This is a genomic window from Caloramator sp. E03 (genome assembly GCF_006016075.1).
In the GTDB taxonomy this organism is placed as follows: domain Bacteria; phylum Bacillota; class Clostridia; order Clostridiales; family Caloramatoraceae; genus Caloramator_B.
Genome location: NZ_CP040093.1, coordinates 1,462,303 through 1,488,359, shown reverse-complemented (window position 1 = coordinate 1,488,359; position 26,057 = coordinate 1,462,303). Strand labels below are relative to the sequence as shown.

Genomic DNA, 26,057 nt, shown 5'->3' with positions numbered 1-26,057 from the left:
TATATATAGGCTTAGCATTATATATAAATGTTGTAATAAACATATAAGCATATAAGGCAGTGGTAAAACTATTATATCTATTTATTTGTTATTCCTGCCTTTTTATATAAACTATAAAAATGATTAACAGGACCAACTCCATGTCCGAGTTCTATGGAATTTTCTATTGCGCCGTTTATGTATTCCTTTGCATTTTTTACAGCATCATATACGCAGTAGCTATTTGCGATATATGCGGCAATTGCAGATGAAAATGTACATCCTGTACCATGGGTATTTTTAGTATTAATTCTCTTTCCTTTGATGTGTATAAAATCCTTTCCGTCAAAGAATACATCTATTGCATCACCAGTTAAATGACCGCCTTTTACAACTACGTTTTTGGCACCAAGGTTATATATCTTTCTTGCTGCATTTTCCATTTGATCAATGGTTTCTATTTTATCTCCAGTAATAACTTCAGCTTCGAAAAGGTTTGGTGTTACAATAAGTGATAGTGGAAAAAGGTTTTTAATAAGTGCATCCTTTGATTCATCTCTTAGAAGGTGATAACCACTTTTAGATACCATAACTGGATCTAATACAACATTTTTAAATTTATAATATTTAATACGATTAGCTATTGTTTCGATAATATCTATACTCGATACCATACCTATTTTTAATGCATGAATTTCGATATCTTCAAAGAGGCAGTCGATTTGCTTTTTTATAATTTCAGTATCAAGTTCGACAACACTCAAAACTCCCTTTGTATTCTGAGCAGTTACAGCAGTTATAACGCTCATGGCATAAGTACCAAGAGTACTAAAGGTTTTGATGTCAGCTTGAATTCCAGCTCCTCCACAGGAATCAGATCCTGCAATTGTTAATACGTTTTTCATAATATTCCTCCTTTATTTTTAAATAACAAAAAAAGATGCAAATAATTGCATCTTTTATATACTTAAATATATCAATAGATGCAATTACTTCCCTACGCAGGCATTACCCAAACAGGTTCAAAGGGTCAGGCTTTGCAGCCTTCTCAGCAAATGCTCCCCTAGTAATTGCTTAATATTCAATTCTATTAACATTATAAAATATAAAATTTAAAAAGAGAACATATTATTTTGCAAAAGTTATAAGATAATTATAAAATGAGCTGTGTCTAAGTTCATCGGTTATAATATTAAATACCTGATCTTGATAACACCCAAGAGGAAGGCCTTCTTTAATCTGTCTGTACTTAACAACAGCAGATAGTTCGCCCTTTAGGGCCATTTTAAGACCATCAAGATAAGAGGATGGTTTTTCGAAAGGCTCATCAACTGATTGAATGTCCTGACCAGTAAAGTTTTTATAAATTGCTCTAAATATTTGATTATGCCTTCTTTCATCGTTTCTTATAGATTCGATAATCTGTTTTGCTTCTTGGTTTGGAGCAACGCTTATTAAATAATCGTAAAAAAGTTCATCTTTTCTTTCGTCCTGAACAGCTTCCTTAATAAGCATAAGGGATTTTTGAAATAAATCATAATTACAAAGCATTCCAGGGAGAGGGGAAATGTTCATTTTTAACCTCCTATTAATTTAAGATACAATATTATAATATGCATTGAAGGATTTTTTGTTTAAAATCAGATAAAAAATTAAATTAAAAATTAAGTTTTAAAATAAAGATGATGTAATGTATATGGAAGATCATGTTGTATGAAGATATATTTATAAAATAATTATTAATGATTTAAGAATATTGTGTTAAAACTGAAAAACAAATAAAAAAAGTAGTATAATTAACAGTATAATAATTATTAAGGAGGATATATAGATGAAGGTTCCTTTTTATACATCGGTTAGGGAATATAATAATAGAAAAAGTGAATTTAATGATGCAATACAGTCAGTAGTTTCCAAAGGTGATTTTATACTTGGAGGTAAGGTTTTAGAATTTGAAGAGGAAATAAAAGATTATACAGGGGCAGAGTATGCAATAGGTGTTGCATCTGGAACTGATGCTCTAACCATTGCTGCGGATATTTTAGGTTTTAAAGATGGAAAAGAAGTTATAACATCACCCTTTACATTTTTAGCTTCAGCTTCTTGTGTATTAAGAAATCGTGGTAAAGTTGTATTTGTTGATATTGATGAGGATACCTTTGAGATTAATACAGATATGATAGAGGAAAAAATAAATAATAATACTGTTGGTATACTTCCTATACATCTATTTGATCAGATGGCAAATATGGATAGAATAATGGAAATTGCTAAAAAGTATAACCTTAGAGTACTTGAGGATGCTGCAGAGGCCTTTGGAATGAGATGGAAGGGCAATGGTAATACATATAGGCATGCAGGAACAATAGGGGACTTTGGTATATTTTCATTTTTCCCAACCAAAACCCTTGGAGGATATGGTGATGGGGGAATGATTATTACTAATGATGAGAGCCTTGCAAAACTTGCAAAAAGCTATAGGGTTCATGGGGCATCTAAAAAATATCACTATGATTACATAGGCTATAATTCAAGGCTTGATACTCTTCAGGCAGCTATACTTAGCGTTAAACTAAAATATATAGATGATGCAATCGAAAAAAGAAATAAAGTTGCAAATATTTATATGGAAAATTTAAAGGATTGCTCATATATAAGGCTTCCTAAGATTAAGTATGAGCAAAAGGGAGTATATTATGTATTTAATATATTAGCTGAAGATAGGGATAATTTAGCAAATTATCTTAAAGAAAAGGAAGTAGGTTATAGCATATATTATCCTATGCCTCTTCATCTTCAAAGGAGTTTTGAGCACCTTGGATATAAAAAGGGTGATTTCCCAGTTTCAGAGAAAATCTCTCAAAGCATTATTGCTCTTCCGATATACCCAGAGATAACAGAGGATGAAGTTTTATATGTATGCGAAACTATAAAGAATTTCTATAGAAAATAAGATTAGGAAGGATGATTTTAATGGAAAATAAAAAGATACCTTTCTCGCCTCCTGATATAACTCAAGAGGAAATAGATGCAGTTGTTGAAGTCTTAAAATCAGGATGGATAACAACAGGGCCTAAGACTTATGAATTTGAAAATAACCTTGCAAGTTATTGTGGTACAAAACATGCAGTAGCTCTAAATAGTGCAACAGCAGGTCTTGAACTTATATTAAAGGTTTTCAATATTGGAGGGGATGATGAAGTTATTACAACTCCTTATACATACGCTGCAACTGCAAATGTAATTTTGCATAGAGGCATAAAACCGAAATTTGTTGATGTAAAAAAAGATAGCTTCTTAATAGATGAAGAAGGAGTATATGATGCTATAACATCAAAAACAAAGGCTATAATAGCTGTTGATATTGCTGGCGTTCCAGTTGATTATGATAGGCTAAGACAGGTTTTAAAAGCTAAAAAAAGGGAAGATATAATATTAATAGCAGATTCTGCTCATTCCTTTGGGGCAGAATATAAAGGCAAAAAGGTTGGAGGACAGATGGATTTTCATGTATTCTCTTTTCATGCAGTAAAGAATTTGACTACTGCAGAAGGAGGAGCTATAACCTACAATGATAATAATTTTAAAGGAAAAGAGGATTTATACAAAGAGTTTAAATACACATCACTTCAAGGACAGACAAAGGACGCTCTGTCAAAGATGAAAGCGGGAGCTTGGAAATATGATATAGTAACTGATGGATTAAAGTGTAACATGACAGATATTATGGCTGCGATAGGTTTAGTGCAGCTTAAAAGGTTTAATGATATGTTAAAAAAGCGTAAAGAAATTGTTGAGGTATACAATGAAATACTCTCTAAAAAGCAATGGGCTATTATTCCATTTGCGAAAGATAGTATTAAGGAAACATGCTATCATTTATATCCATTAAGAATAAGGGGCTTCGATGAAGAAAAGAGAAATACTGTTATACAAATGATGGCTGATATGGATATAGCAACTAATGTTCACTTCATTCCTCTTCCGATGCTTACATTGTACAAAAATCTTGGATATAAGATAGAGGATTATCCTAACACTTATGATCAATACAAGAATGAAATATCCTTACCATTATATTCAATCCTTACATTAGAGGATGCACAGTATGTAGCTGAAAAACTCGTTGAATGCGTAGAAAAAACAATGTAATGTATATTTATAAAAAGCATAGTAATATGGCATAATAGAATATAAACGAAGCTTCATGGTGTAAATTTGTGCATCAGGAAGCTTCGTTTTGCTGCTGTAAAGAGTTATTAAATAAATTAAAAATATATAACGAATTTCCATGAATGTTAAGTATATGTTAAAAAGAAAAACATGTTTATTTAATAATAATTATCGTATATAATTAAATTAATAGCAGAAGAAAAAATTGTATAAAAATATAAAGGGGTGAATGATTATGAAGGACTTTAGAGATATGTCAAAAGACAATAGTCCGGAATATTTCAAAACCCAGATAGAAAGTCTAAAGATGGAGCTTGAGGAACTTATAAGCAGAAGCGATAAACTTGTTGTACCTCAAATTATATCCATAAGCCAGAAACTCGATGATCTGATTTTGAAATATATTAGTACAAGCCATAGAAAATAAATATATGCATATTATTAGAGGCTGCCAAAATTTAGGCAGCCTTTAAAATATACTTTAAATAGGGGTTAGCGCTCTAAATCAACTATATAGGATTTGTTCTTTGAGAGTTTTAACTCATTATCATAGCAGAAAATAGTTAAATCCTCTCCCTCAAGTAAATCAAAGCAAATATTTTTCTTATCAACGGATACTTTTATAAGTCTTTTTCTGTAATTTACTTTAAATGAATATCCTTCCCATGAACCTAAGAGTGCAGGTTTGAAGAAGACTTTATCCTCTGAAACTTTAAAACCTCCAAATCCGAATACTATATCCATATATGAGCCTGCCATGTTAGCAGCATGAATGCCGTCTTTTGTATTTCCGTGATTATCATCTAAATCCATTCTAGCGGTTTTTATAAAGTAATCATAGGCTTTATCGATGTACCCTATATCGCAGGCAACTATGCTGAAAATACAGGGTGAAAGTGAAGAATCATGAGTTGTGATTTTTTCATAATAATCATAGTCCCGTTTCTTTTGTTCTATGTCGAATTTTTCGCTGTATAAAAATAGTGCTAAAACCCAGTCAGCCTGCTTACACACTTGGTGCCTGTATATTATAAGAGGATGATAATTTAAAAGTAGAGGATATTTTTCCTTTGGAGTATTTTCAAAATCCCATATTTTTTTGCTAAGGAATGTATCATCCTGTGGGTGAATTTTTAGATTATTATCATAGGGTATATACATATTATCAGATATAGTTTTCCAATTATCTATTTCATTATCTTCAAGACCTATTTCACTTTTTATATTGTTAAAATCGCTTATATATTTTTCTTTTAAAAGAATTGCTGTGTCAAATGCGTATTTTAAATGCTCCTTTGCCATTATATTTGTATAGGCATTGTTATTAACAATTGCTGTATATTCATCAGGACCAGTTACACCATCAATACAATAGCCTTTATTCTCAACAAAGTGGCTTATATCAGCAAAAATCCTAACGCTTTCAAATAAAATCTTTGCTCCCATTTCCCTTAAGAAATCAAAATCTTCTGTTGCTTCAACATATTTTTTTATAGCGTAAGCTATGTCCGCATTGATATGATACTGTGCGGTAGATGCAGGAAAATATGCAGAGCATTCCTCCCCATTTATAGTCCTCCAAGGAAAGAGAGCTCCTTTTTTATGGGACATCTGTCTTGCCCGCTCTCGTGCCTTATCTAAAGTATTATATCTATATTCCAAAAGCTTTCTTGCTATTTCAGGCTTTGTAAATGTAAAAAATGGAACAACATACATTTCTGTATCCCAAAAATAATGTCCTTCATATCCTTCCCCAGTTAAACCCTTTGCACCTATATTTGTTTTTCCATCCCTTCCTGTTGACTGTAAAAGGTGGAACATATTAAACCTTATTCCCTGCTGAAGATGCAAATCTCCCTTTATTTCAACATCTGATTTGTACCAAAAATCCTTTAGATATTCCATCTGCTCATATTTGATTTTTTCAAATCCTTTATTATAGGCTGTATTCAATATTTCACTGCTGATATCATCCATATCATGCTCGCAGCAGTCCCTTGAAGTTATATAAACTATATATTTATTAAAAAATATTTGTTGAGATTCTTTTATATTGAATTCATAACAGATACCTATTTTATACTCTTCTTTATAGTCATAAGAAATATAATCCTTGCTGAATTTTAATATATTTTTGGATGTACACAAAAGCTCAAGCCCTGAATTTTTTGTTTTTATTTTCATTTTCAGTATATCTTTATCTATCTTACTTTCTTTAATTATAAAAGCTTTGTCTAATATTCCTGAACCTGATCTTGGATCGTCGATAGATATAGAATTTTTAACATCTCCATCAATCAAAGACACTAATTTGATTTTCCCTTCAAAATCTATTGAGTTTAAAGAAAGCCTTATAATGCAAAGATGTTTTTGGGTAAAGCTTGCAAGCCTTTCAAATTCTATGCTTATCCTTTTTCCTTTTTTAGTTTCGTATATTATACTTCTCTTTAATGTTCCTTCTTTAAAGTCTAAAACTCTCATATAATCTATTATCTTGCTTTTATCAACTAAAAGCTCCTCATCATCTGCAAATATCTTTATGGTTTTGCTGTTTATTATATTTATCATGGATTGGCCAGTTTCTGGGAAAGCATATGCTCTCTCGCCGTAACTTATTTTATGGGTTTCATAAAAACCGTTTATATATGTCCCTTCTATTGTAAATTCTTTATTATATATTCCTTCCTCAAAATTGCCTCTCATTCCAATGTATCCATTTCCTATTGAAAAGAGAGTTTCGTTTTTAAGATTGTTTTCCTGAATAAATTTATCTTCAATTATTTTCCATTCATCTAAAATAAGATTATTTATTACTTCATCCATTGCAGTGTCTCCCTTCTTTTAGCAGTATGGCATGCCAAAAGCATGCCATATTATCATTTGCCAGAATTTTGTTTTGCTTCTTCGATCTTTTGATGATATTTGTCTAATGTTGCCTTAATATCCTTTCCGTCCACAACTATTTCCTTAAGAGCATCGTTTAATGCTTTGTCAACATCTGCCCAATAAACAAGATTTGGTCTTGGCTGTGCAACCTTCATAGCTTCGTTAATAGCATCAAAATATGGTTTTTGCCAGTCTTCAACTTTAGCATAGGCATCGGTTCTTGCAGATGGCCAAGCAAGTTTTGAAGCGAGGGTTTCCTGAACATCCTTTGACATTAAGTACTCAATAAATTTAAGAGCAAGTTCTTTGTTTGGAGAACCTTTTGGAATTCCAAGAACATCTCCACCTAAAACCTTTGATGCTTTAACTGGTCCTGAAAAACCTCCGTATGCCTTAATCTCTTTCTTGCCGCCGTCTTTAACTATTACATTAACTCCAAAGGGCCAGTTTGCAGCAAGATACATAGATTCTTCAGCAAGGAAGCGGTTGGTTGTATTCCAGTCAGCCTTTAGGGAATCAGGAGAGAGATATGGCCAAAGCTGCTTTAAGAAAGTATAGGCCTTAACGCTTCCTTCGTCATTTAATACGAGAGGATCTCCTCCTGCCTGTCTTATAAATTCAAAAAGCTGAACAGTTGTATTTCCATCAAAAACAGCCTTAATACCAACTTTGCCAACGCCTTCCTTTTCCTTCAATGTCCTTGCAAGGTTTAACAGTTCATCCCAGTTTGCAGGAGGTTTTAAACCATATTGATTTAGTTTTGCTTCGTTGTAAAAATTAATTTCAACGTTTGGTCTAAATGGGAAGAAATAAAGTTTTCCTTCAAATTCTCCAACGCTAATAAGGGATGGGATAATCTCTGCAGGTATTTTACTTTTAAATTCAGATATATCTTCTACAAGTCCCTTATCAACAAGAGGAGCAAGAGCCATGTTATCCTGTGCTATAAGGTCTATTTCCATTTTGTTAGCTTGTTTCATCGCTTCTAATTTTTTAACTACATCAGATGCTTCAATTTGTATAGCTTCTATTTTACAGTTGTTGGCCTTTTCAAAGGCTGGAAAAACATCTTCCCTCATAACTTTCCATTCTTCTTCTCCAAGCCCCATTGTAATTCTCAGCGTTGCAGGACCAGACTCTTTTTTACCGCAGCCTGCAAATAAACTTAAAGCCATTATTAATGAAAGTAAAAATACAGTAATTTTTTTGTAATTCATAAATATCCCCCTTAAATTTTTATTTTAACTGCCTGTGGCAGTGATTAACCTTTTATAGCTCCGCCAAGATAGTCTGATCTTATATATCTTTGAAGTGCAAAGGTTATAATTAAAACAGGTATTGTAAGTATTGTTGAATAAGCAGCCTGCTGAAAAAAACCTCCTCTTAAAACGTAGTAGTAAATTTGAAGAGGTAATGTCTTAGTTGAAAGTGACAAATAAAGGGCATAGGTGAATTCATTCCAAGAATTAAGCCATGTAAACATTGCAGCAACAGCAAGCCCTGGGGCTGCAACAGGAAGAACAACCTTTAAAAGGGTTTTTATCCTTCCGGCACCATCAATCGATGCAGCTTCCTCAAGGTCAAAGGGAATAGTTTCGAAGGTTGAAACTAAAATCCAGGCTATAAAGGGAAGCTGCTCTATAAGGTGTGCCATTATAAGGCCTATATTTTTATCGGTAAGATTCCATTTTAAAAATGTTACTGATATAGGCAGAGCGATACCAACGTTTGGGAACATCCTTGTAAAGAATAGAGAAAGTATTACTGCATATTTTATCTTTTTATCAAATCTTGAAATAGCATAGGAGGCAGGTGCCGATATTACAAGGGCAAATATCATAGTAAAGGTTGCAACTATAAAGCTTTTATAAAGAGGAGGCCAAAGATTGCCTGAGCTAAATACCTGCTGCCAATGCTTAAATTCAAATCGTGTTATAAAAAACTTAGGATAAGAGGTTAAAACATCTTCTGGTACGGCAAAGGAAACTCTAAATAGTATATAAACAGGGATAGTCATAAACAGAATTATTAGTATTATTCCAAGGTAGAATAGAAGTTTTTTGTATATCTTTTTACTTGCCATACTTCATACCTCCTCCTTTATCTACAAACTTAAAATAGAGAATCATAAATATAACTATAATCATAAGAAGTATTGTTGATGCTGCTGCTGAAGCATTGGCGTTGTTGTATGCATACTCATCATAGGCATAGGTAGCGAGGAAAGGAGTAACTCTTCCTGCAAGTATCTTTGGCAGTTCGAAGATTCTAAAGGAATCAACAGCCCTTAGTATAATCGTCATTGTTATAGAGGGTTTTAGAAGAGGAAGGGTTATGTTAAAAAAGGTTTGGGATTTTGAAGCTCCATCTATTGCGCTTGCTTCATACACATCACTTGGAATCGATTCCAAACCGGCTAATAACAAAAGTACCACAATAGGTAGAACCTTCCATGAATCCGCTATTGCAATTACGAATATATTTTTTATGCCTCCAGAAGTCCAAGCAATAGGTTTTGTTATAACTCCAAGCTTAAATAAAAGTTCGTTAAGATATCCTTGGGTACCAAATATATACAAAAGAGTTACACCTGAAACCAATGTAGGAACTCCCATAGGAAGAAGAACTAAGGATCTTATAAGGCCTTTTCCTTTAAAATCAGTTTTTAATGACATTGCAATGAAAAGACCTGTTATAAGCTGAAAGGTAAGACCAACTAATGTTACTGCAACAGTATTTATTATCGCCATATTAAAATCTTTTTTAGAAAATAGATATTGATAGGTTGAAAATCCTAAAGCTCCTGTATTCTTATCATGAAAACTCAAAAGTATCGTTTTTATAATCGGAAGAATTGTAAATCCTAAGATGTATGCTGAAAGTGGAAGTACTAGCAGTATTTCAAAATAATGTTTTTTAATAAGTTTCAATTTCATCCCCCCTAAACTTGCAGGAACTTCTTTTAATGAGCTGAAATTCAAGCTCAGTAGATTTCTCTACGGTATCCCCCCTTATTATTTTTAAAAGTTTTTCCATACCCTTTGCGCCCATTTCATATCTCGGCTGTTTAATAGTGGTCAAAGGAGGGTAAAAATACTCCGATAGTTCTATACCGTCAAAGCCTATAATTGAGAAGTCATCAGGTATTTTATAACCCATCTGCATTGCACAGGATGCAGCACCAACTGCCATAGTATCTGAGGCTGCAAAAATTGCAGTAGGCTTTTTCTTTAGCTTTAAAATTTTAAGCATATTTTCATATCCGCTTTTAAACTTATAATCTCCATAAAAAATATTGTTTTCATTAACTTTTATATTGTTTTCAATAAGAGCTTTTTTATATCCATTTATTCTTGGAATTCCAGCATTTGGGTCTTCCTTTTTTCCTGCAAGAATAGCTATATTTTCATGACCAAGTTTTATAAGATAATCTGTAGCCTCAAAGGCTGCCTTTTCGTTATCTATAGTTACGCTGTAAAATTCATCATTATCATCTTTAGTTGCAATTAAAACTATAGGTATATTTATGTTTTGAAATTCTTTTTTAAGTTTATAATCTATGGTATTGCTTATAAATAGTATACCGTCAGCTTTTTTTTCCTTTAACATTATAAGGGCTTGTTTTTCTTTTTCCCTTTTAAGGTCAGTGTTTAAAAGCAATATATTATATTTATATTTGTTAGCCACATCTTCAATTCCTCTAACGATTTCAGGATAAAAACCGCTTGAAATATCTGGTATCATAACACCAATAGAGTGAGTAGTTTTTATCTTTAAACTCCTTGCTATTGCGTTTGGATTATATTCAAGCTCTTTTATAGCATCTAAAACCTTTTTTTTTGTTTCTTTTGAAACCGACGGATGGTTATTTAAAACTCTCGATACAGTCCCAAGACCAACTCCTGCTTTTTTTGCTACGTCTTTTATTGTTGCAGTCATAATATCACTCCTTGGAAACGTTTCCTTAAGTTATATTATCACAATATTATATGAATTTCAATATATAATTATAAAAAATTAAAAAATTCAGAAAATGATATATAAAAAATTATTAAAATTATATGCTGCGTTTTTAGTAATAATAATATCAGTAAAAAATTAATATATTCTAATTAAAAATAAAATGTTAAAATACTAATATAATACTAAAAAAATAGCAGTAATTTTAAGGAGTGAAGACTATGAAAAAATCAACTATAATAATAATTTCTATAATTGCTGTAATAGTTTTTTGGGTTGTAGGTTCTTATAACAGTCTTGTATCATCAGAGCAGAAAGTTTCCCAATCCTATAGCAATATACAGACCGACCTTCAAAGAAGGGCAGATTTAATACCGAACCTTGTGAATACGGTTAAGGGATATGCTTCCCATGAAAAGGAAGTTCTAAGCAATATTGCTGATGCAAGAGCAAAGCTTGCGGGTGCAAAAACAATAAGCGAGCAGGCAAAGGCAAATGATGAGCTAAATAGTGCAATATCAAGGCTTCTTGTTGTAGTTGAGAACTATCCTAATTTAAAAGCTGATGCTAATTTCAGGCAGCTAATGGATGAACTCGCTGGTACTGAAAACAGGATAAAAACTTCAAGAAGGGATTATAACGAAGCTGTAAAGGATTATAATTTAAAGGTAAAAAGATTCCCAACGGTAATAATAGCAAGACTTTTTGGATTTAGTGAGAAGCCGTACTTTGAAGCATCTCCTGAGTCACAAAATGCTCCTAAAGTAAATTTTTAGGTGAGGAAAATGAAGCGTTTTAAAAAAATAATATTAAGTTTGTTTTTGTTTATAATAATCTTAACCTCCCTTGGATTTGCAGACATTAATTATCCTAATCCTACAAGTAAAAAATATATAAACGATTATGCAGAGGTAATTTCAGAGAACGTTGAAGATAAAATAGTGGAAATTGGTGATGAGCTTTATAGAAAAACTGGGGCTGAAGTTGCTGCGGTTATAATGGAAAACACTGATGATGTTCCTATTGAAGATTATGCAACGGGACTTTTTAGAAAGTGGGGAATAGGAAGTAAGGATAAGAATAACGGTGTTTTGATACTTGTTGCCTTTAAAAACCCAAGTTCTCTTAAAAAGTCGAGGATTGAAGTGGGGTATGGGCTTGAAGGAGTGCTTCCTGATGGCAAAACTGGAAGAATTCAGGATGATTACATGATACCCTATTTTAAAAATGGAGATTATGAGACAGGAATTTTAAAGGGATATGCAGCAATTTGCAGCGAAGTTGCAAAGGAATATAATATAAATTTAACCTCTCTTGAAGGCAATGGAAATATTTACAAAAGCAGGGATGTCAATATAAACGGTGTTAGCGTGAATCCATTTGTTCTTATGATTCTTATTATTATTCTTTTGTCCCTTGATGGTTTCTTTTTCAGGTGGACGATACTTAGGATTATAATGTCCTTACTCTTTGGAGGAGGAAGAGGAGGACGAGGTGGATTCGGTGGCGGAGGCTTCGGAGGTTCTGGAGGAGGCTTTGGAGGCTTTGGAGGTGGTTCCTCTGGAGGCGGAGGCTCCTCGAGGGATTGGTAATATGAACTAACTGCTATTTTGTTTTTTTAGTTTAATCTTTGCTGCTATTAATATGATTAAAGGAAGAATAACCTGAAAGGGAAAGGCATAATATTTGTATACCATAAAAGCCCATTCCTGCATTTCCATTATACTCTCATATAGATTGCAGGAGAAGGTCATCATTAAAAGACCTACAGGTGCTGCTATTACTTTATAACTGTCAAGATTAAATAGATTCTCAATACCTTTACATGTACAAAAAAGGCATACGCTTATTTTTATAAATCCAGCATATAGAAAAACAACTGAAACTGCAACTTCAATTCTTTGTATGAATTCTCCTATTTCTATAAGTTCTACGGCAGTATAGGCTGGAAAATAAAGAGATTCTAACAAAGAGCATCCTAAAACTAATATGTTTCTTAGAGAAACCAACAAAATAATGGTTCCTCCAAATAAAAGGGATATATAATAAATCTTAAATGGATTATTTTTACTTTTATCAAAATTAAAAGTTCCAAGAAATATTACAGTTTCTGCAAAGGGAAAGGAGAATATCCCAAAAGCGCTGCTAAGTACAGGTTTAATTCCGTTATAAAGCATAGGGCATATATTGTTAATATTCATTACAGTAGAATTTAAAGAGATTACTAATATTATGATTATAGTTAATATAATAGTAAAAAAAAATGACATCCTTCCTAAAACTTCTATTCCTTCCTTCACTACCCAAATACAAACTATTCCCATAAATACTAATGGTACAAATTCAGGAGTTTCAGGGAAGGAAACAACCTTAATAAATTGAAAAAAGTTGTGAAATACCAATGCCCCAAGATGAAAGGAATACCAAATATATAATAGGGATATAAATTTACCTATATATTTTCCCAAAATAGTATTCAGTATTTCGAAAAGGTTTTTTTCAGGAAACATAGAATGAATTTTTACATAAACAAATATAATAATTGAGGCAAAAAGAATACCAATAATTATAGCAAGCCATATATCCTGCTTAGCTTCGGAGCCAACACCAAGGACTACGCTGCTTCCTATAATAAACATAGTCATCATTGAAATAGCCTGTTTGTCTGAAACAGTTTCTCTTATCATGCTGTACCTGCCCCCTTAAAAAGGCTGTTTACTATAAATAAAGTTATTTCTTTTAAAAAATTTGCTATGCTTGGAATTTTGACACCAATATCTTTTAAAAATGTAAATGTATATGCAGTCAATATTATTACTGAATATAATATTATGTTTTTTAAATTCTTGCTTTTGAGTATAGGAATAAAATCTATTAATAAAAAAGAAATGTAAACTAAAGTACACATAAAAAGCATAATCAATCACCCATTTTAATTGGTTTTGAAGTGTATGCAGTATTTTTAATATTTATATTTGATTTAACGTTAACATCAACTGTTTTGAATACTTCATCCCATTTAGGTTCAATCTCTTTCCACAGGGAAGGCATTTTTATTTTAATGGTGCTTCCAAATCCAAATATATCGCTGTCGTATTCAGTTTGCACTTTTTTTATTAAATCTTTTATTTGATTTTCCAATTCTTCTTCAAAATAAGATTTTATTTTTTCCCGTACCTCTTCTTTTGAAAAATCCATATCTCCACTTACTTCTCCTATTGAAACATCTGTATCTGTTGAAATATCAATTATTAATTTACTGTTTTTAAATTTAGGTTTTATTTTTGTTTTATTGCTAAAGATTTCAAGAGACATATTTGCAGAATTATTTTCTATGTTAATTTTTTTAGTGATTAGACCTCCCTTAATCTTATTTTTTATAAAAAGGAAAGTCTTTGTATCTTTTCCATTAAGATACCCTATAAGCTTATCGCCTTTGAAAACAGCACTACCTTCAACTTTAGGAGTAGCTTTATCATTCATCATCTCTAATGTTACTGTAGGCAAAGTTGCAGAAACACCTTCTTTGCATAAATCATTTATAAATTCCCATACTTCAACCGCTGGAGCACTAGAGAGATTTTTTTGTGCATCAAGCATATCATCTAATGTGTAGGAAAATATTTCAGAGCCGCTTCCTGCTTCAAGTATTTTTTTTGCTTCTATATTCTTTGAAATTAAAATTTTCATTGTATATCTTGGTTCTATATCGCGGTTTATTAAGTCAAGTACTGGTATCATGCCTTCTTTTGCTGTTTCGCTGCTTATTATAACTACTTTGGTATGACTGAAATACAATTTTTTGCCTGGATATCTAATCATGTTTCTTATTGCATCAAATATAGTTACTCCCTCTGAACTTATAAGCTTTGTACTTGTTTTTGTATCTCTTCCTCCTGTTGATTCAATTATTTCAGCTGTTAAAATATATTTGTTTTCTGATTTATCTATTGCAAATCCTGAGACTATAGAAAATTGTTCTATTTCTCTATAGTTCCAGCAGCCTGATAAAAAAAGGCAATTAAATATTATTGATATAAGTAAGGCTTTTTTAAACTTCATAACTATTTATCCTCACTTTTTTTTGACTGCCTTATTAAATTCTTTTTTGCAATAAGGTTTGGCCTGTAAATCATATACCACCAGGGAGCTCTTATAAATGTATCTTTTATATCCTGCGGCTTTATTGAACCATATCCAAGCATATAAGGTACTCCAAATGAGCGTATGCTGAATATATGAATAAAGACGCCTATTGTACCAAATATATAGCCGTAAAGTCCAAGAATTGATGACAGAATTATAAGTATAAAACGTATTATTATCATAGCACTCATAAGCTTTGGTATTAAAAGCTCAGTTATTCCTGTTAATGCTACAATTATAATAACAGGGGCACTTATTATTCTTGCTTCAACAGCTGCCTGACCTATAACTAAGGTTCCAACTATGCTTATTGTCTGACCTATTGTGGCAGGAAGCCTCGAGCCTGTTTCCCTTACTATTTCAAAAACTAATAAAAGTCCAAGGACTTCAAATATAGTAGGAAGTGGAACCTTTTGTCTTGCTGCTGAAATACTAAGCAGTAGAGGTGTTGGTATTAATTCCTGATGATAGGTCATAAGAGCTACATAAACTGCAGGAACGCTTACGGACAAAAAAGCACCAAAAACTCTTAATATTCTATTAAAAGACGCATAATAATAATTTAAATAATAATCTTCATTTGACTGGAAGTATTCCATAAAAATATATGGAAGGGTTAAAACAAGTGGAGAACCATCAACAAAAACAGCGATTCTTCCTTCTAAAAGTTTTGCAGCGATAGAATCCGGCCTTTCGCTGCTTCCTATTGTCTTAAAGGGAGATATTGGGCTGTCTTTTATAATTTCCTGAATATATCCAGAGTCGAGGATTCCGTCTATGTCAATATCTTTGAGCCTTTTTTCAAGTTCATTTATTATCCTGACATCGGCGATTGAGTCAATATAGCATAAGCATATCTTTGTCTTTGTTATTCTGCCTATTTTCATGAATTTAAATTTCAGGTTAGGGGTTTTAATCCTTCTTCTTATTAGAGAAAGATTTGTTAGTATTCCTTCTGTAAAACCTTCCCTCGGGCCTCTTATTACTCTTTCGGAGTCCGGTTCTATAATAGATCTTTCTTTATATCCCTTTGATGAAATAACAAGAGCCTTTTCAAAGTTTTCAATAAGAAGTACAGTGCACCCGTTAAAAAGGCTTAAAGTTATTTCATCTATTGCTTCACATTCGAAAATTTCGCAGGAGGAAATCACTTTGTTTTTAAGGGTGTCTAAAATTAAGCTGTTTTCTGTTTCCTTAAAATCAATTTTCATTAATGGCCCTATTATATTAGAGTTTACTATTTCAGGGCTTATCATTCCTGAGATATAAATAAGACAAGCTTTAAAGTCTTTATCGTATATATTTTCTATGCTTCTAAATATTACAGTATCATCAAAGGAGAAAATATTTTTAAAAGTATCAATGTTTTTATCTAAGGATTTAGAAAGGTTTTCGGGTATATTTTTATCATTAATATTTTTGTTTTTAAATAATTTAATCATATACATCCTGCTTTCGTAAGATTATGTATTCCTTATATGTTAGTAGTTACCAAGTTTTGATTTATTATGCATAAAACAAACCTCTTTTACAAAATTATTTATAAAAGAGGTTTATTTTTGAGCTATTATATAATATTTTCCGGGTAAAAGCCCTCCAATAAGGTATACACCCTTTTCGTTTGTATAGGTTGTATAAAGAGGGATATTATTTTTAGCATCGAACAAAACTACTAATGCACTATCTATTGGATTTCCTGAATTATCAGTAATTACGCCGTTTACAGTGCCAAATTTCATTTTTCTTTTTGTACAAATTATGCCTATATTATAAAACTGCCTGCAGCGATTTATACAAATCTTTATGTTTTTAGTGCAGTATTCATTTGAATTCAAAGAAAGAATATATTTTCCAAAAGGTATATTGCTAAACAAGAAAACTCCATTTTCGTTTGTTGTTGCTGTATATTTTATATTTTTATCTTTTGTGTTTTGAAGCACAACTTCTGTTTCTTTTATGGGTTTAAAACCACAAACATACGTTCCCTTTAATATATTTTGTACTTGTTTTATTTTAGAAAGTTTTATTAAAAGGTTTTGAAGCTCCTTTTCATCTTTCAAATATATCCTGCTTGTAAAGGTATAAAAACCCTTATGCTCTGCGTTTATAATTATTTTTTCTTCATTTGTATATAACGAAAACTCTCCCTGGCAGTTTGATTTTGTGTGATTTAATGGATTAAAATTCTCATCAGTTATTTTTACATTAGCCCCCTTGATTGCCTTTGAATTCTCATCGATTATTTTCCCTTTTATTATAATCCTTCCTGAAGTTTTAACTTCTTCTAAACATAAATCAATTTTTATCTCACTTTTTTTGTAGTTTATTTTTTTATTTTTGGATTTTGCTGTTTTTTTATTCATATAATCACCCCGTTTACGGGTCCAAAATCGTTGTTGTTATAGTTTTATATATGCTTGGAGTTGATAGAGATTTTAATGTCATATTAAAGGTCTCAGTTTTATTTAAAGGAGCGTCATAAGGTATATATATTGAAAGGTATAATCTTTTTAAGCTTTCAGGAGGCAGGCTTGAAAGCTCAGGTATATCCTGTGAGAAAGGAGTATTCTTTGGAACATCTGCAATCTTTTTTCTATCTATAAATATGCTATAGGAATAGGAAAAAGGAGTTATTGAAAGGTTAAAACTGTCAATACCGTATCCTTTGTTTACAATGCTGCATTCTACCGATGCATATCCTCCTCTGTAGGCTATTATATAAGCACTGTTTTCCTTTATTTTATAAAGAGGATGGGGAGTAAAGCTTAAATTTGCAGGAACATATAATTCTGCATCACTCGACAGGGAAGGGCCGTAAATTTTGCTGTATGATATTTCGTTTAAATAGCTTAGGGCTTTACAGATAAATTTTGTATTGTATCCTGATGAAAGATTTTTAGCTGTCCTGCATCTTATTAATAGAATAGAAGATAAGCCTTTATTAATGCTTTCTATTTCCCACAACCACTTTTTATTTTCCTCATCAAAAACAGCTCTTCCAGATTCAATAGAAAGGAAGGATATAAAATTTAAAATGTCAGGTAGCATCCCTTCAAGTTTTATATTTTTTGCCCCTATATTACTATTGTTGTAAGCTTTTATTTGAATATCTACTATATTTTCATCCTTTATATTGGTGTAAGGTAAGAAGGATAAGTCATTTAGTGATATATTTTTAAGCAAAACTGAAGGAACTATATTAGGATTGTTAACAGTTACAGTCTTGCTTGCACTTTTAGTAATTATATTCTGCTCAAAGGTTTTCCATTTAACCGATGCAGAGTTTGTCTGATTTGTTGTTATTTGCCCTATTGTATAGGAAACGTCTATAATCATTGCAGTAAATCCATATTGTATAGTAATAGGTGTTAAGGATGCATCTAATAGGGATTCTTCAGGATAAGTTATTTTATTTCCGCTTTGAGTTACGCTAACAATTTCTCCATTTCTTGTATAATTTCCTAAAAAGATTTGACCTTGGGGTATAGTATCTGAAACTGAAAGGTTTAATGCCTTTGTTCCCTTTGGGACAGTTATATTTATAAGATAGTCTATACTGCTTCCTGCCATTTTGATGTTGTTATCATAGCTTTTTGTTATTGTAACGTTTTGAGCTTTTAAAGTTACTGAAAAACTCCTGTCAAGTCCTTCATATCTGTAATTAGGAATTGAAGGGTTGTAGGGCTGTGAATAGGGTGAAGTACTATTGCAGCTTTTTGTAATTATTGTTCCAGCAGTTAAATTATCATTTATTACAAAATCGTATTTTAAAGTTAAAGACTGATTTACGAGAAGCTTTTTAATTGGGATTTTAATATATGAAGAATCTATTACAGGCTCTAAATACTGCCCGCTTCCTGTAACTTTTACTGAAGATACATCAAGATTAAAATATTCAGATAAGTTATCTAATAGTTCAAAATCAAAGGCATCCGTTGCATTTAAGTTTGTAGACTCAATATTTGATATTGTTATATTAAAAGAGTATTTTTCACCTATTTTAACAGCATTTATATTTGGTCCTGAAACTGTTTTAGTTAAAGTTATATTTGGAATTCCAAAGGAAACCTTAGCTTGTGAGCGGCTGCTGTAAGACTTATTATCCTTATTTATACCGCTCATTTTCAAAAGGTTAAACTTAAAGGAGGGTACATAGTTTATATCCAAAACAGAGCATATAAATCTAACTTTAAAGTAGCTGTTTCCTGGGACATCTCCTAATTCCCATCTTAAGCCGTAGGGGTCTATTTTATAGGGCGTAAGGCTAAGGGGTACATAGCCTTCATATTGAAAATTAATATTTTCAATATCTAAAAGGGTGGGGAAGAAATCATCAATTTTTATCTGCCTTTGATAAGCCCTTATAGATTCTGCATTGTATGTTAATTGGAATTCAACTTTGTCAAAGGGACATAGGGATGAAATGTTTTTTACAATATCATTCCTGTAATAAAGATTTATTATGCTTTTTTGTACGAAGGGTTTTTTAATGCTTTGCTTTATTGAGGATGAATCTGATACGGGTTCACTAAAATCGTGGTTTATACCTTCAATGCTGCAGCTGTTTATAAAAACATCACCGCAGGATACAGGATAAACTGTAGAAATATAAGAGGGTAAAACCTTAGCTTTAAATATAATAGTTTTAGAGTATAAAGGGGGAAGGCTTAAAAGGTCATAGGTTATTCTTGTAATTCCTGTTATAGTATCTTTAAATATTTCTGAGGGCTCTGTTTCTACATAATCTATATATTCCTGCCCATCAGGGAGCATGTCAAAAGCTAAAACAGAATCTATAGAGTGATATTGGTTAACTTTTAAGTTTAAAGTGTTTATTAAAATATCATCCACATCTATTGTATACTTATCAGAGCTCTTGTCTATAATAATATCCATTGCTCTAATATCATAAGTGCTTTCAATATTATACTCACCAAAGCCCTCTGCTGTAGATGTTATTATGCTTCCATGGGTTATAACATCCCCGGTATTTTCAATCCCTTTATTTGTATATCTATCCCATATAGCAAGATTAAAGGATATATTGTTTAATGAGCCTTGGCTCAAATTTACATTAAACCATACAAGTTTTACATTATTGTTATTTCCTGCTGGATAAAATATTAATGGATTTAAAAATTTTTCTCTGTCAGCTCCGTTTGCAGTTAAATTTCCTAAATATCTTAGCCCATTTCCTGCGATAAATCTAATATTGGTTAAAGTTGATTCTCTTGTATTGTTATCTATTGTTATGCTGCAGGTAAAGGGGTAGGCATAATCTGAAAGATTAGGATTATACCCTGCTCCCTTTGGCATTTTTGAAGGCATTTGTATAGTAATTGAATATCTTACTGTATAAGGATTTATATTTAAAGTTTTACTTAGTTTTTGATTTCCTGTATCAAAGCTTCCTCTTGGTTTGGTATCTATAGAAGTTTTAATATAGCAGCCTGAAAAAGCATAGTCAAAGGGTATATAGCTGTTATCCTTAAATTTTTCACTGCACTTTATTTCAATATCAAAATTAAAATCAGTTTCATTTGGGGCAATGTCTTTAATATTTATCCATTCTATTTTGCTTGTTCCATCAATATTAAAATTATAGTTTGAGTAGGGTATATCGCTTGAATATACTGTAAGACCGTCAGCTAAATTTAAAGTTATAGAAAGGTTATATGCCCAATCTGAAGCATTTTTGTTTTTTATATTTATTCTTATTTTTTTATACTTGCCAATGACCATTGGAATATTGTAAGGAGATATTGTTACTTCAAGTTTATCTATATCAAAAGCCATATTATCACCCCCGTTTTCTATAATATAATATGCTTTTTTTGATTTTTATGTAACATATAAGAATAATATGGGTTGATTTCACAAATAATGTCGAATTTCATAATATATATTAGAAAATTGAAGAGGAGGTAATACTATGGCTGGAGTTATACAGGACCAGTATGAACTTGGCCAGTCTATTAAAAAGTCGCTATCGGAGCTTGGTCAGGAGATAAGGCTTGACTTGAGTTTAAAACCCAATCCTAACCTTGAAGCAGGAACTATATTTGGAACGGTTAAGGATACTCAGGGGAATCCAATATCTGGCGCAACGATAAAGATCATGGATAGGGATCACAACCCCCTTGCCCACACCGTTACAGGACCAGATGGTAGCTATATAATATCTCCCTTCCCTCCAGGACCGGAGTACCATATATATGCCAAGGCAGATGGGTATTTGCTTGCTGAGCAGCTTCCCTTTGCGCTCCTTCCAAGGCAGCAGGTTGAAAAGAACTTTATTTTAACAAGGGATCCTGATGCTCTTTTATCAATAATTGCAGGTGAAGTAATGGATAACCAGACTCCTCCACGTGCTGTAAAGGGAGCTATTATTAACCTTTATCAGGTGGATGAACTTGGGCATGAAACCCTTATTGCTGTAACTTATACAAACGAATTTGGTCAGTTTACTTTTAGAGATTTACAGAAAGGAAATTATATTATAAGGATTAGCGGGCTTGGATATATACCTGTTGCAATTTCTGTTGTAATAAGCGCTGATTCTACAATTGCAAAGGTTATGGCAACCCTTAATGTTGATCCTCAGGCTTCAAAGGGTACAATCAGCGGTGTTATTACAGATAATAACAACGTTCCAATACTAGATGCAGATGTAGTTCTCTACAGAGTAGAAGCTGATGGAAGTCTTACACCTATTGCAGTTACAAGAACTAACGATGAAGGAGTTTACCTTTTTACAAAGGTTCCACAGGGAGAATACAAAATCAAATCAACAAAGAGCATTACAATATAAAGAGTGCCAAAGGCACTCTTTATATTTGACTTTCTACAAGTTTTTTGCATTCAATAAAGTAGTTTCCTGCGGGCAAATTTTTAAATTCATAGTATCCATTTTCATCAGTTGAAGTTACTGAAACAGTTATATAGGATTCTCCGTCCTTTTTATAAAGTTCAAGCAAAGAGTTAGCAACTGGGGCGTTGTAATACATTACTCTTCCAGAAATTTTTCCCTTTGGATTTGAAGTATCTAAGGATAGTCTTGAAGTTGTTATTGCAACAAGATATTCCCTGTCAAATATTACAAGACTTTCATAGGGGACATATCCAGGAACTTGTATTTTTAAAGTATATAATCCTAAAGGTATATAGGGTATCCTGTAAAGTCCTTTTACTTCAGAGTATCCATGAGCAAAAAAGGCATCGCCTCCATCTGTTTTTTTATAAAGATTTGCAACACCGTTTCTAATACCAAGCATATTCTCATCAATCATTTCTCCAAGCAGCACTCCAAGGGAAGAGATTTCGGCCTCTGTAAGTTTTACATCCATTTCCTTCTGCTCTCCTGATGTTAATGAAAAGGGTATTATTTTTGATAACAGATGGTCTGGAGAGACCACAACAAGGGAGTATTCTTTTGAAGGTACGAGCCTGAACATAAATTTACCCCTTGAGTCTGTATAGTCAAAGTTCACTGTATGGTTATCTTCATCTATGACTTTGACTTCTGCATTGGAAATAGGGTTATTATCCGGATCTGTTACAATTCCGAATATATTCCCTTCAGCATCCATAATAAGAGAAGGGTTAATGTCAACTGTTGCAGTTCCGTCCTTTGCTAAGTCAAAGGGCTCTGTATCTTTAACAAGGGGCCTAAAAAGTTTCATAGAAGGAGGAGTTGGAAGGTCTATATAGGTTCCCTGTGATGCTATTGGAAAATCTCCTATTGGAAGCGCAAGGAGTGGTACCTTATTAATTATATCCATCTTAATAATAGCCTTAAGAGGCTGGTTAGTTATATAGGCATATTTGCAGCTCGGGGTTAATACTATATCCGTAAGTGCTCCTCCGAGATATTGGCTTGTGTATTTGTCGAGATTATTTGTATCAAATATAGTTATGCTCCCCGATATATTATTAAGCACTATAAGTCTGCTGCTATCGGAAGTTATAATTGATTTGTAAGGAACTGCATATACGATTTTTGTTGTTAATATTTTTGTTGGAAGGGTTTCTTTTATACGCATTATAACTCCGCTGCTTTTGCTGACACCGGTTACAAAAACATAATTGCTGTCTGGTGAAATACAAACAGATGTGGGATTTAAAACTCCTGAGGAGAAAGATATTATAGGCTCAATTACTGTCAGATTTTCAGCATCGATTCCAACTATTGCAGGTCTTTGAAAGCTTACGAAAAAGGCAGTCTTTCCATTTGGAGATATTTTAAAATCCGTAGGAGTGTAATAGGATGTCCCAGGAAGAGCTATTCTTTTAATAATTGTATTAGTTTCCGTATCGATTACAGGTATTGAAAGGGAGTTAATGCATAATGCAAATATTTTTCTGCCATCAGGAGAGAGTTCAAGTTTTACTGGTTTAAAGTTTAATACAATATTTCCGATAACGGTTCTTAAACTTATATCTATTACTGACACCATCTCACTGTCTCTGCATGCAACGTATAAATATCTATTGTCGAGGCTTACTACTCCTGCAATAGGAAAACTTCCTACGTTTATTACAGAGATAACATTGCTTGTTGTTGTTTCAATCATGCTTACAGTTCCATCCCCTGAATTCATAGAAAAAATATATTTCCCGTCGGATGTTTTAGCTATGCTGTATGGTGCAGAGCCAACGGGGATTGTTGAAAGAACTTTATCTGAGCCGCTGTCGACTACACTTACGGTATTAGAGTTCATATTTGCAACATATATGGCAAAGGTTCTATACATAATATCACCTCGCAGTTTTCTTAGTATAATATATGAAGTTTCGATAAAATGTGACAAAATACTTATATTCTTAGGGTATCTTAGGGGGGTATATTAGGGGACAGTTAGTGTGAAAAAGCTTTCTCCATCCTTGGTGCCTGGCACCGGAGACGGAGAAAACTTTTTAGTTAATTGTTTCAGAAGTCGAGTAAATAAGTAACTGTCCCTGTTACAATGTGGAAATAAAATGTGTTAAAATAGTTATAATATATATAGATTTTAATTAAGTTGAGGTGTTGGTATGTCAAAGGTTGCGGTAATAAGATGTGACAGTTATGATTACGACAAGGTAAAAGAGAGTATTAAAAGGGGGATAGAACTAATTGGTACTTTAGAGAGTTTTGTTAAAGAAGGGGAGAGAATACTTTTAAAGCCTAATATGCTTACAGGGGAGGCTCCTGAGAAATGCGTCACTACTCATCCTGTGGTTTTTAAAGCTGTTGCACAGATTTTAAGAGAAGGTGGGGCAGTTTTATCCTATGGCGATTCTCCCGCGCTTCAAACACCTGAGTTTGCGGCAAGAAAGTGCGGGATAGAAGAAGTAGCTAAAGAGCTTGATATAAAATTTGCAGATTTTAATAGCGGCGAGGAAGTAACCTTTAAAGAAGGAATACAGAATAAAAGGTTTACTATTGCAAAGGGAGTTTTGGAGTGCGATGGCATTATAAGCCTTCCAAAGCTTAAAACCCACGGTCTTACAAAACTAACTGGAGCAGTTAAAAATCAGTTTGGATGTATTCCAGGAAAGCTTAAGGGAGAGTTTCATGTAAAGCTTCCTAATGTAAATGATTTTGCTAAGATGCTTATTGATTTAAATAAATTCTTAAAGCCAAGGCTTTATATAATGGATGGAATATATGCAATGGAAGGAAACGGCCCCAGGGGAGGAACTCCTAAAAAGATGAATGTTATTCTAATATCCTCTGATCCTGTTGCCCTTGACAGTGTTGTATGCAGGATGGTGAATGTTAATCCTGAATATGTTCCTACTATAAAGTTTGGGAAAGAAATGGGACTTGGGACTTATATTGAAAATGAAATTGAACTTGTGGGGGATGACTTAGAGCAGTTTATTGATAATAGTTTTAGCGTAAATAGAACTCCTGTTACTCCTTTTAAGCCTCTTAATTTTATAGGGGGGCATTTAAGAAACTATATTGTTCCAAAACCATATATAGATATAAATAAATGCGTAAAATGTGGAGTATGTATTAATATATGTCCTGTTGAGCCAAAAGCAGTAAATTGGGATAAGAATGACAGAAAGAAAGCTCCAGTTCATAACTATAAAAAATGTATAAGGTGTTATTGCTGTCAGGAACTTTGCCCAGAGAGTGCTATTAGTATTAAGGTTCCATTTATAAGAAGAATAATAGAAGGTAAAAATAAATAATATTTTACCTTTAAAATTACAATATAAACAATTGTAGGCAATGTAAAAATATGTTATTATATTAATAAAGTTGGTGAAAGAGGGTTTGATTATGGATATTAATGCAATTCAGGAAATTTTGAATAAAATTGAAGGGGTTATAAATTCCAAAGTTGTTGCAGAAAAAGAAGAAATACAGGAGATACATATACTTGCTAATAATATTCGCTCTCCAAAGCAGATAGTAAGGGATATTGAATCAACCCTATATGCCCAATTTAATTATAGAATAGATAAGAATAAGATAAGCATTGCCGCAATACAAAGTGAAGATTGTGTAGTAGTAAAAAGGATAAGGCTTAGTGGGGTATCAGTTATATCGAAGGATAATGTTATAGAATGTAGTGTAACATTAATATATGATGAAAAGGAATATTCAACAAAGGAAGTAGGAATCAATACAGCAGCAAACAGGAAGAAAATAGTAGCAGCAGCAACCGTAAAAACTGTTGAGCAAATTTTGGGACAAGCATATATATTCGATGTACAAGATGTAATAATAAATTCAAGCAATAATATCAATATAGCTACAGTTTTAGTGAACGTAATGCTTGGTGGAAACGAGGAAACCCTTGTAGGATCTGCAATAATTAAAAAGGATATAAACGAAACAATAGCAAAGGCAACACTCGATGCAATAAACAGGCGCATACAGAGAATAACTTTATAGCTGAAAAAAAGGCCGATTA

Annotated in this window: 22 protein-coding genes and 1 riboswitch; of the genes, 8 read left to right on the top strand and 14 right to left on the bottom strand. The window is 32.4% G+C overall.

Translation table 11 applies throughout. The features are described from left to right. Positions 1-77 precede the first annotated feature (77 nt). Positions 78-884: a bifunctional hydroxymethylpyrimidine kinase/phosphomethylpyrimidine kinase gene (gene thiD / locus FDN13_RS07370; RefSeq protein WP_138979618.1), complete on the bottom strand. Its 807-nt coding sequence runs from the start codon at positions 882-884 to the stop codon at positions 78-80. Positions 885-956: 72 nt separating this feature from the next. Beyond that, positions 957-1,054, bottom strand: a riboswitch (TPP riboswitch). 53 nt (positions 1,055-1,107) lie between these two features. Continuing rightward, positions 1,108-1,554, bottom strand: coding sequence for a ferritin family protein (locus FDN13_RS07365; RefSeq protein WP_207670920.1), 447 nt, complete (start codon positions 1,552-1,554; stop codon positions 1,108-1,110). Positions 1,555-1,810: 256 nt separating this feature from the next. On the opposite strand from FDN13_RS07365, the gene FDN13_RS07360 reads away from it, so the two are divergent. The 3 genes from FDN13_RS07360 to FDN13_RS07350 all read left to right on the top strand — a co-directional run bounded on the left by FDN13_RS07360 (position 1,811) and on the right by FDN13_RS07350 (position 4,579). Next, the gene (locus FDN13_RS07360) at positions 1,811-2,932 is read left to right on the top strand and encodes a DegT/DnrJ/EryC1/StrS family aminotransferase (RefSeq protein WP_138979617.1); all 1,122 of its coding nucleotides are present in this window, start codon (positions 1,811-1,813) and stop codon (positions 2,930-2,932) included. A 20-nt stretch (positions 2,933-2,952) separates the two neighbouring features. Beyond that, positions 2,953-4,131, top strand: coding sequence for a DegT/DnrJ/EryC1/StrS family aminotransferase (locus FDN13_RS07355; protein WP_138979616.1), 1,179 nt, complete (start codon positions 2,953-2,955; stop codon positions 4,129-4,131). A gap of 256 nt (positions 4,132-4,387) precedes the next feature. Then, a complete protein-coding gene (locus FDN13_RS07350) occupies positions 4,388-4,579 on the top strand; it encodes an aspartyl-phosphate phosphatase Spo0E family protein (RefSeq protein WP_168190108.1) in 192 nt (63 codons plus the stop codon). A gap of 65 nt (positions 4,580-4,644) precedes the next feature. Here FDN13_RS07350 and FDN13_RS07345 read toward each other — a convergent pair whose 3' ends face one another. The 5 genes from FDN13_RS07345 to FDN13_RS07325 are packed head-to-tail and all read right to left on the bottom strand — an operon-like array spanning position 4,645 to position 10,977. Beyond that, positions 4,645-6,975 carry a glycoside hydrolase family 65 protein gene (locus FDN13_RS07345; protein WP_138979614.1) on the bottom strand — a complete coding sequence of 777 codons (2,331 nt, stop codon included), beginning with the start codon at positions 6,973-6,975 and terminating at the stop codon, positions 4,645-4,647. Positions 6,976-7,028: 53 nt separating this feature from the next. Beyond that, the gene (locus tag FDN13_RS07340) at positions 7,029-8,255 is read right to left on the bottom strand and encodes a sugar ABC transporter substrate-binding protein (protein ID WP_138979613.1); all 1,227 of its coding nucleotides are present in this window, start codon (positions 8,253-8,255) and stop codon (positions 7,029-7,031) included. Positions 8,256-8,299: 44 nt separating this feature from the next. Continuing rightward, positions 8,300-9,121, bottom strand: coding sequence for a carbohydrate ABC transporter permease (locus tag FDN13_RS07335; RefSeq protein WP_138979612.1), 822 nt, complete (start codon positions 9,119-9,121; stop codon positions 8,300-8,302). After that, on the bottom strand, positions 9,111-9,974 hold the full coding sequence (locus tag FDN13_RS07330) for a carbohydrate ABC transporter permease (protein ID WP_138979611.1): 864 nt from the start codon (positions 9,972-9,974) through the stop codon (positions 9,111-9,113). Before FDN13_RS07330 ends, FDN13_RS07335 begins: the two co-directional genes overlap by 11 nt. Beyond that, the gene (locus FDN13_RS07325) at positions 9,955-10,977 is read right to left on the bottom strand and encodes a LacI family DNA-binding transcriptional regulator (RefSeq protein WP_138979610.1); all 1,023 of its coding nucleotides are present in this window, start codon (positions 10,975-10,977) and stop codon (positions 9,955-9,957) included. Before FDN13_RS07325 ends, FDN13_RS07330 begins: the two co-directional genes overlap by 20 nt. Positions 10,978-11,210: 233 nt before the next feature. Between FDN13_RS07325 and FDN13_RS07320 the strand changes: the two genes are divergently transcribed. After that, positions 11,211-11,774 carry a LemA family protein gene (locus tag FDN13_RS07320; protein WP_207670918.1) on the top strand — a complete coding sequence of 188 codons (564 nt, stop codon included), beginning with the start codon at positions 11,211-11,213 and terminating at the stop codon, positions 11,772-11,774. A 9-nt stretch (positions 11,775-11,783) separates the two neighbouring features. Then, complete coding sequence (locus FDN13_RS07315; RefSeq protein WP_138979608.1) at positions 11,784-12,590, top strand: TPM domain-containing protein; 807 nt, start codon at positions 11,784-11,786, stop codon at positions 12,588-12,590. A gap of 6 nt (positions 12,591-12,596) precedes the next feature. Here FDN13_RS07315 and FDN13_RS07310 read toward each other — a convergent pair whose 3' ends face one another. The 6 genes from FDN13_RS07310 to FDN13_RS07285 all read right to left on the bottom strand — a co-directional run bounded on the left by FDN13_RS07310 (position 12,597) and on the right by FDN13_RS07285 (position 20,940). Further along, entirely contained in the window at positions 12,597-13,685 is a 1,089-nt protein-coding gene (locus FDN13_RS07310) for a GerAB/ArcD/ProY family transporter (protein ID WP_138979607.1), read from the bottom strand. Beyond that, positions 13,682-13,915, bottom strand: coding sequence for a hypothetical protein (locus FDN13_RS07305; RefSeq protein ID WP_138979606.1), 234 nt, complete (start codon positions 13,913-13,915; stop codon positions 13,682-13,684). Before FDN13_RS07305 ends, FDN13_RS07310 begins: the two co-directional genes overlap by 4 nt. 2 nt (positions 13,916-13,917) lie before the next feature. Further along, positions 13,918-15,060, bottom strand: a complete 1,143-nt coding sequence (locus tag FDN13_RS07300) for a Ger(x)C family spore germination protein (RefSeq protein WP_138979605.1) — start codon at positions 15,058-15,060, stop codon at positions 13,918-13,920. 2 nt (positions 15,061-15,062) lie between these two features. Then, on the bottom strand, positions 15,063-16,586 hold the full coding sequence (locus FDN13_RS07295; RefSeq protein ID WP_138979604.1) for a spore germination protein: 1,524 nt from the start codon (positions 16,584-16,586) through the stop codon (positions 15,063-15,065). 111 nt (positions 16,587-16,697) lie between these two features. After that, positions 16,698-17,507 (bottom strand): beta-sandwich domain-containing protein, encoded by an 810-nt coding sequence (locus FDN13_RS07290; RefSeq protein ID WP_138979603.1) that lies wholly within the window; start codon positions 17,505-17,507, stop codon positions 16,698-16,700. A gap of 13 nt (positions 17,508-17,520) precedes the next feature. Continuing rightward, positions 17,521-20,940, bottom strand: a complete 3,420-nt coding sequence (locus tag FDN13_RS07285) for an isopeptide-forming domain-containing fimbrial protein (protein ID WP_138979602.1) — start codon at positions 20,938-20,940, stop codon at positions 17,521-17,523. A gap of 136 nt (positions 20,941-21,076) precedes the next feature. Between FDN13_RS07285 and FDN13_RS07280 the strand changes: the two genes are divergently transcribed. Next, positions 21,077-21,955, top strand: coding sequence for an MSCRAMM family protein (locus FDN13_RS07280; RefSeq protein WP_138979601.1), 879 nt, complete (start codon positions 21,077-21,079; stop codon positions 21,953-21,955). 19 nt (positions 21,956-21,974) lie between these two features. On the opposite strand, the gene FDN13_RS07275 is transcribed toward FDN13_RS07280, so the two are convergent. After that, positions 21,975-23,897, bottom strand: coding sequence for a carboxypeptidase regulatory-like domain-containing protein (locus FDN13_RS07275; RefSeq protein WP_138979600.1), 1,923 nt, complete (start codon positions 23,895-23,897; stop codon positions 21,975-21,977). 280 nt (positions 23,898-24,177) lie between these two features. On the opposite strand from FDN13_RS07275, the gene FDN13_RS07270 reads away from it, so the two are divergent. Both FDN13_RS07270 and FDN13_RS07265 read left to right on the top strand, forming a co-directional pair. After that, the gene (locus FDN13_RS07270; RefSeq protein WP_138979599.1) at positions 24,178-25,329 is read left to right on the top strand and encodes a DUF362 domain-containing protein; all 1,152 of its coding nucleotides are present in this window, start codon (positions 24,178-24,180) and stop codon (positions 25,327-25,329) included. A gap of 91 nt (positions 25,330-25,420) precedes the next feature. Next, on the top strand, positions 25,421-26,038 hold the full coding sequence (locus FDN13_RS07265; RefSeq protein WP_138979598.1) for a hypothetical protein: 618 nt from the start codon (positions 25,421-25,423) through the stop codon (positions 26,036-26,038). The last annotated feature ends 19 nt before the right edge of the window (positions 26,039-26,057 follow it).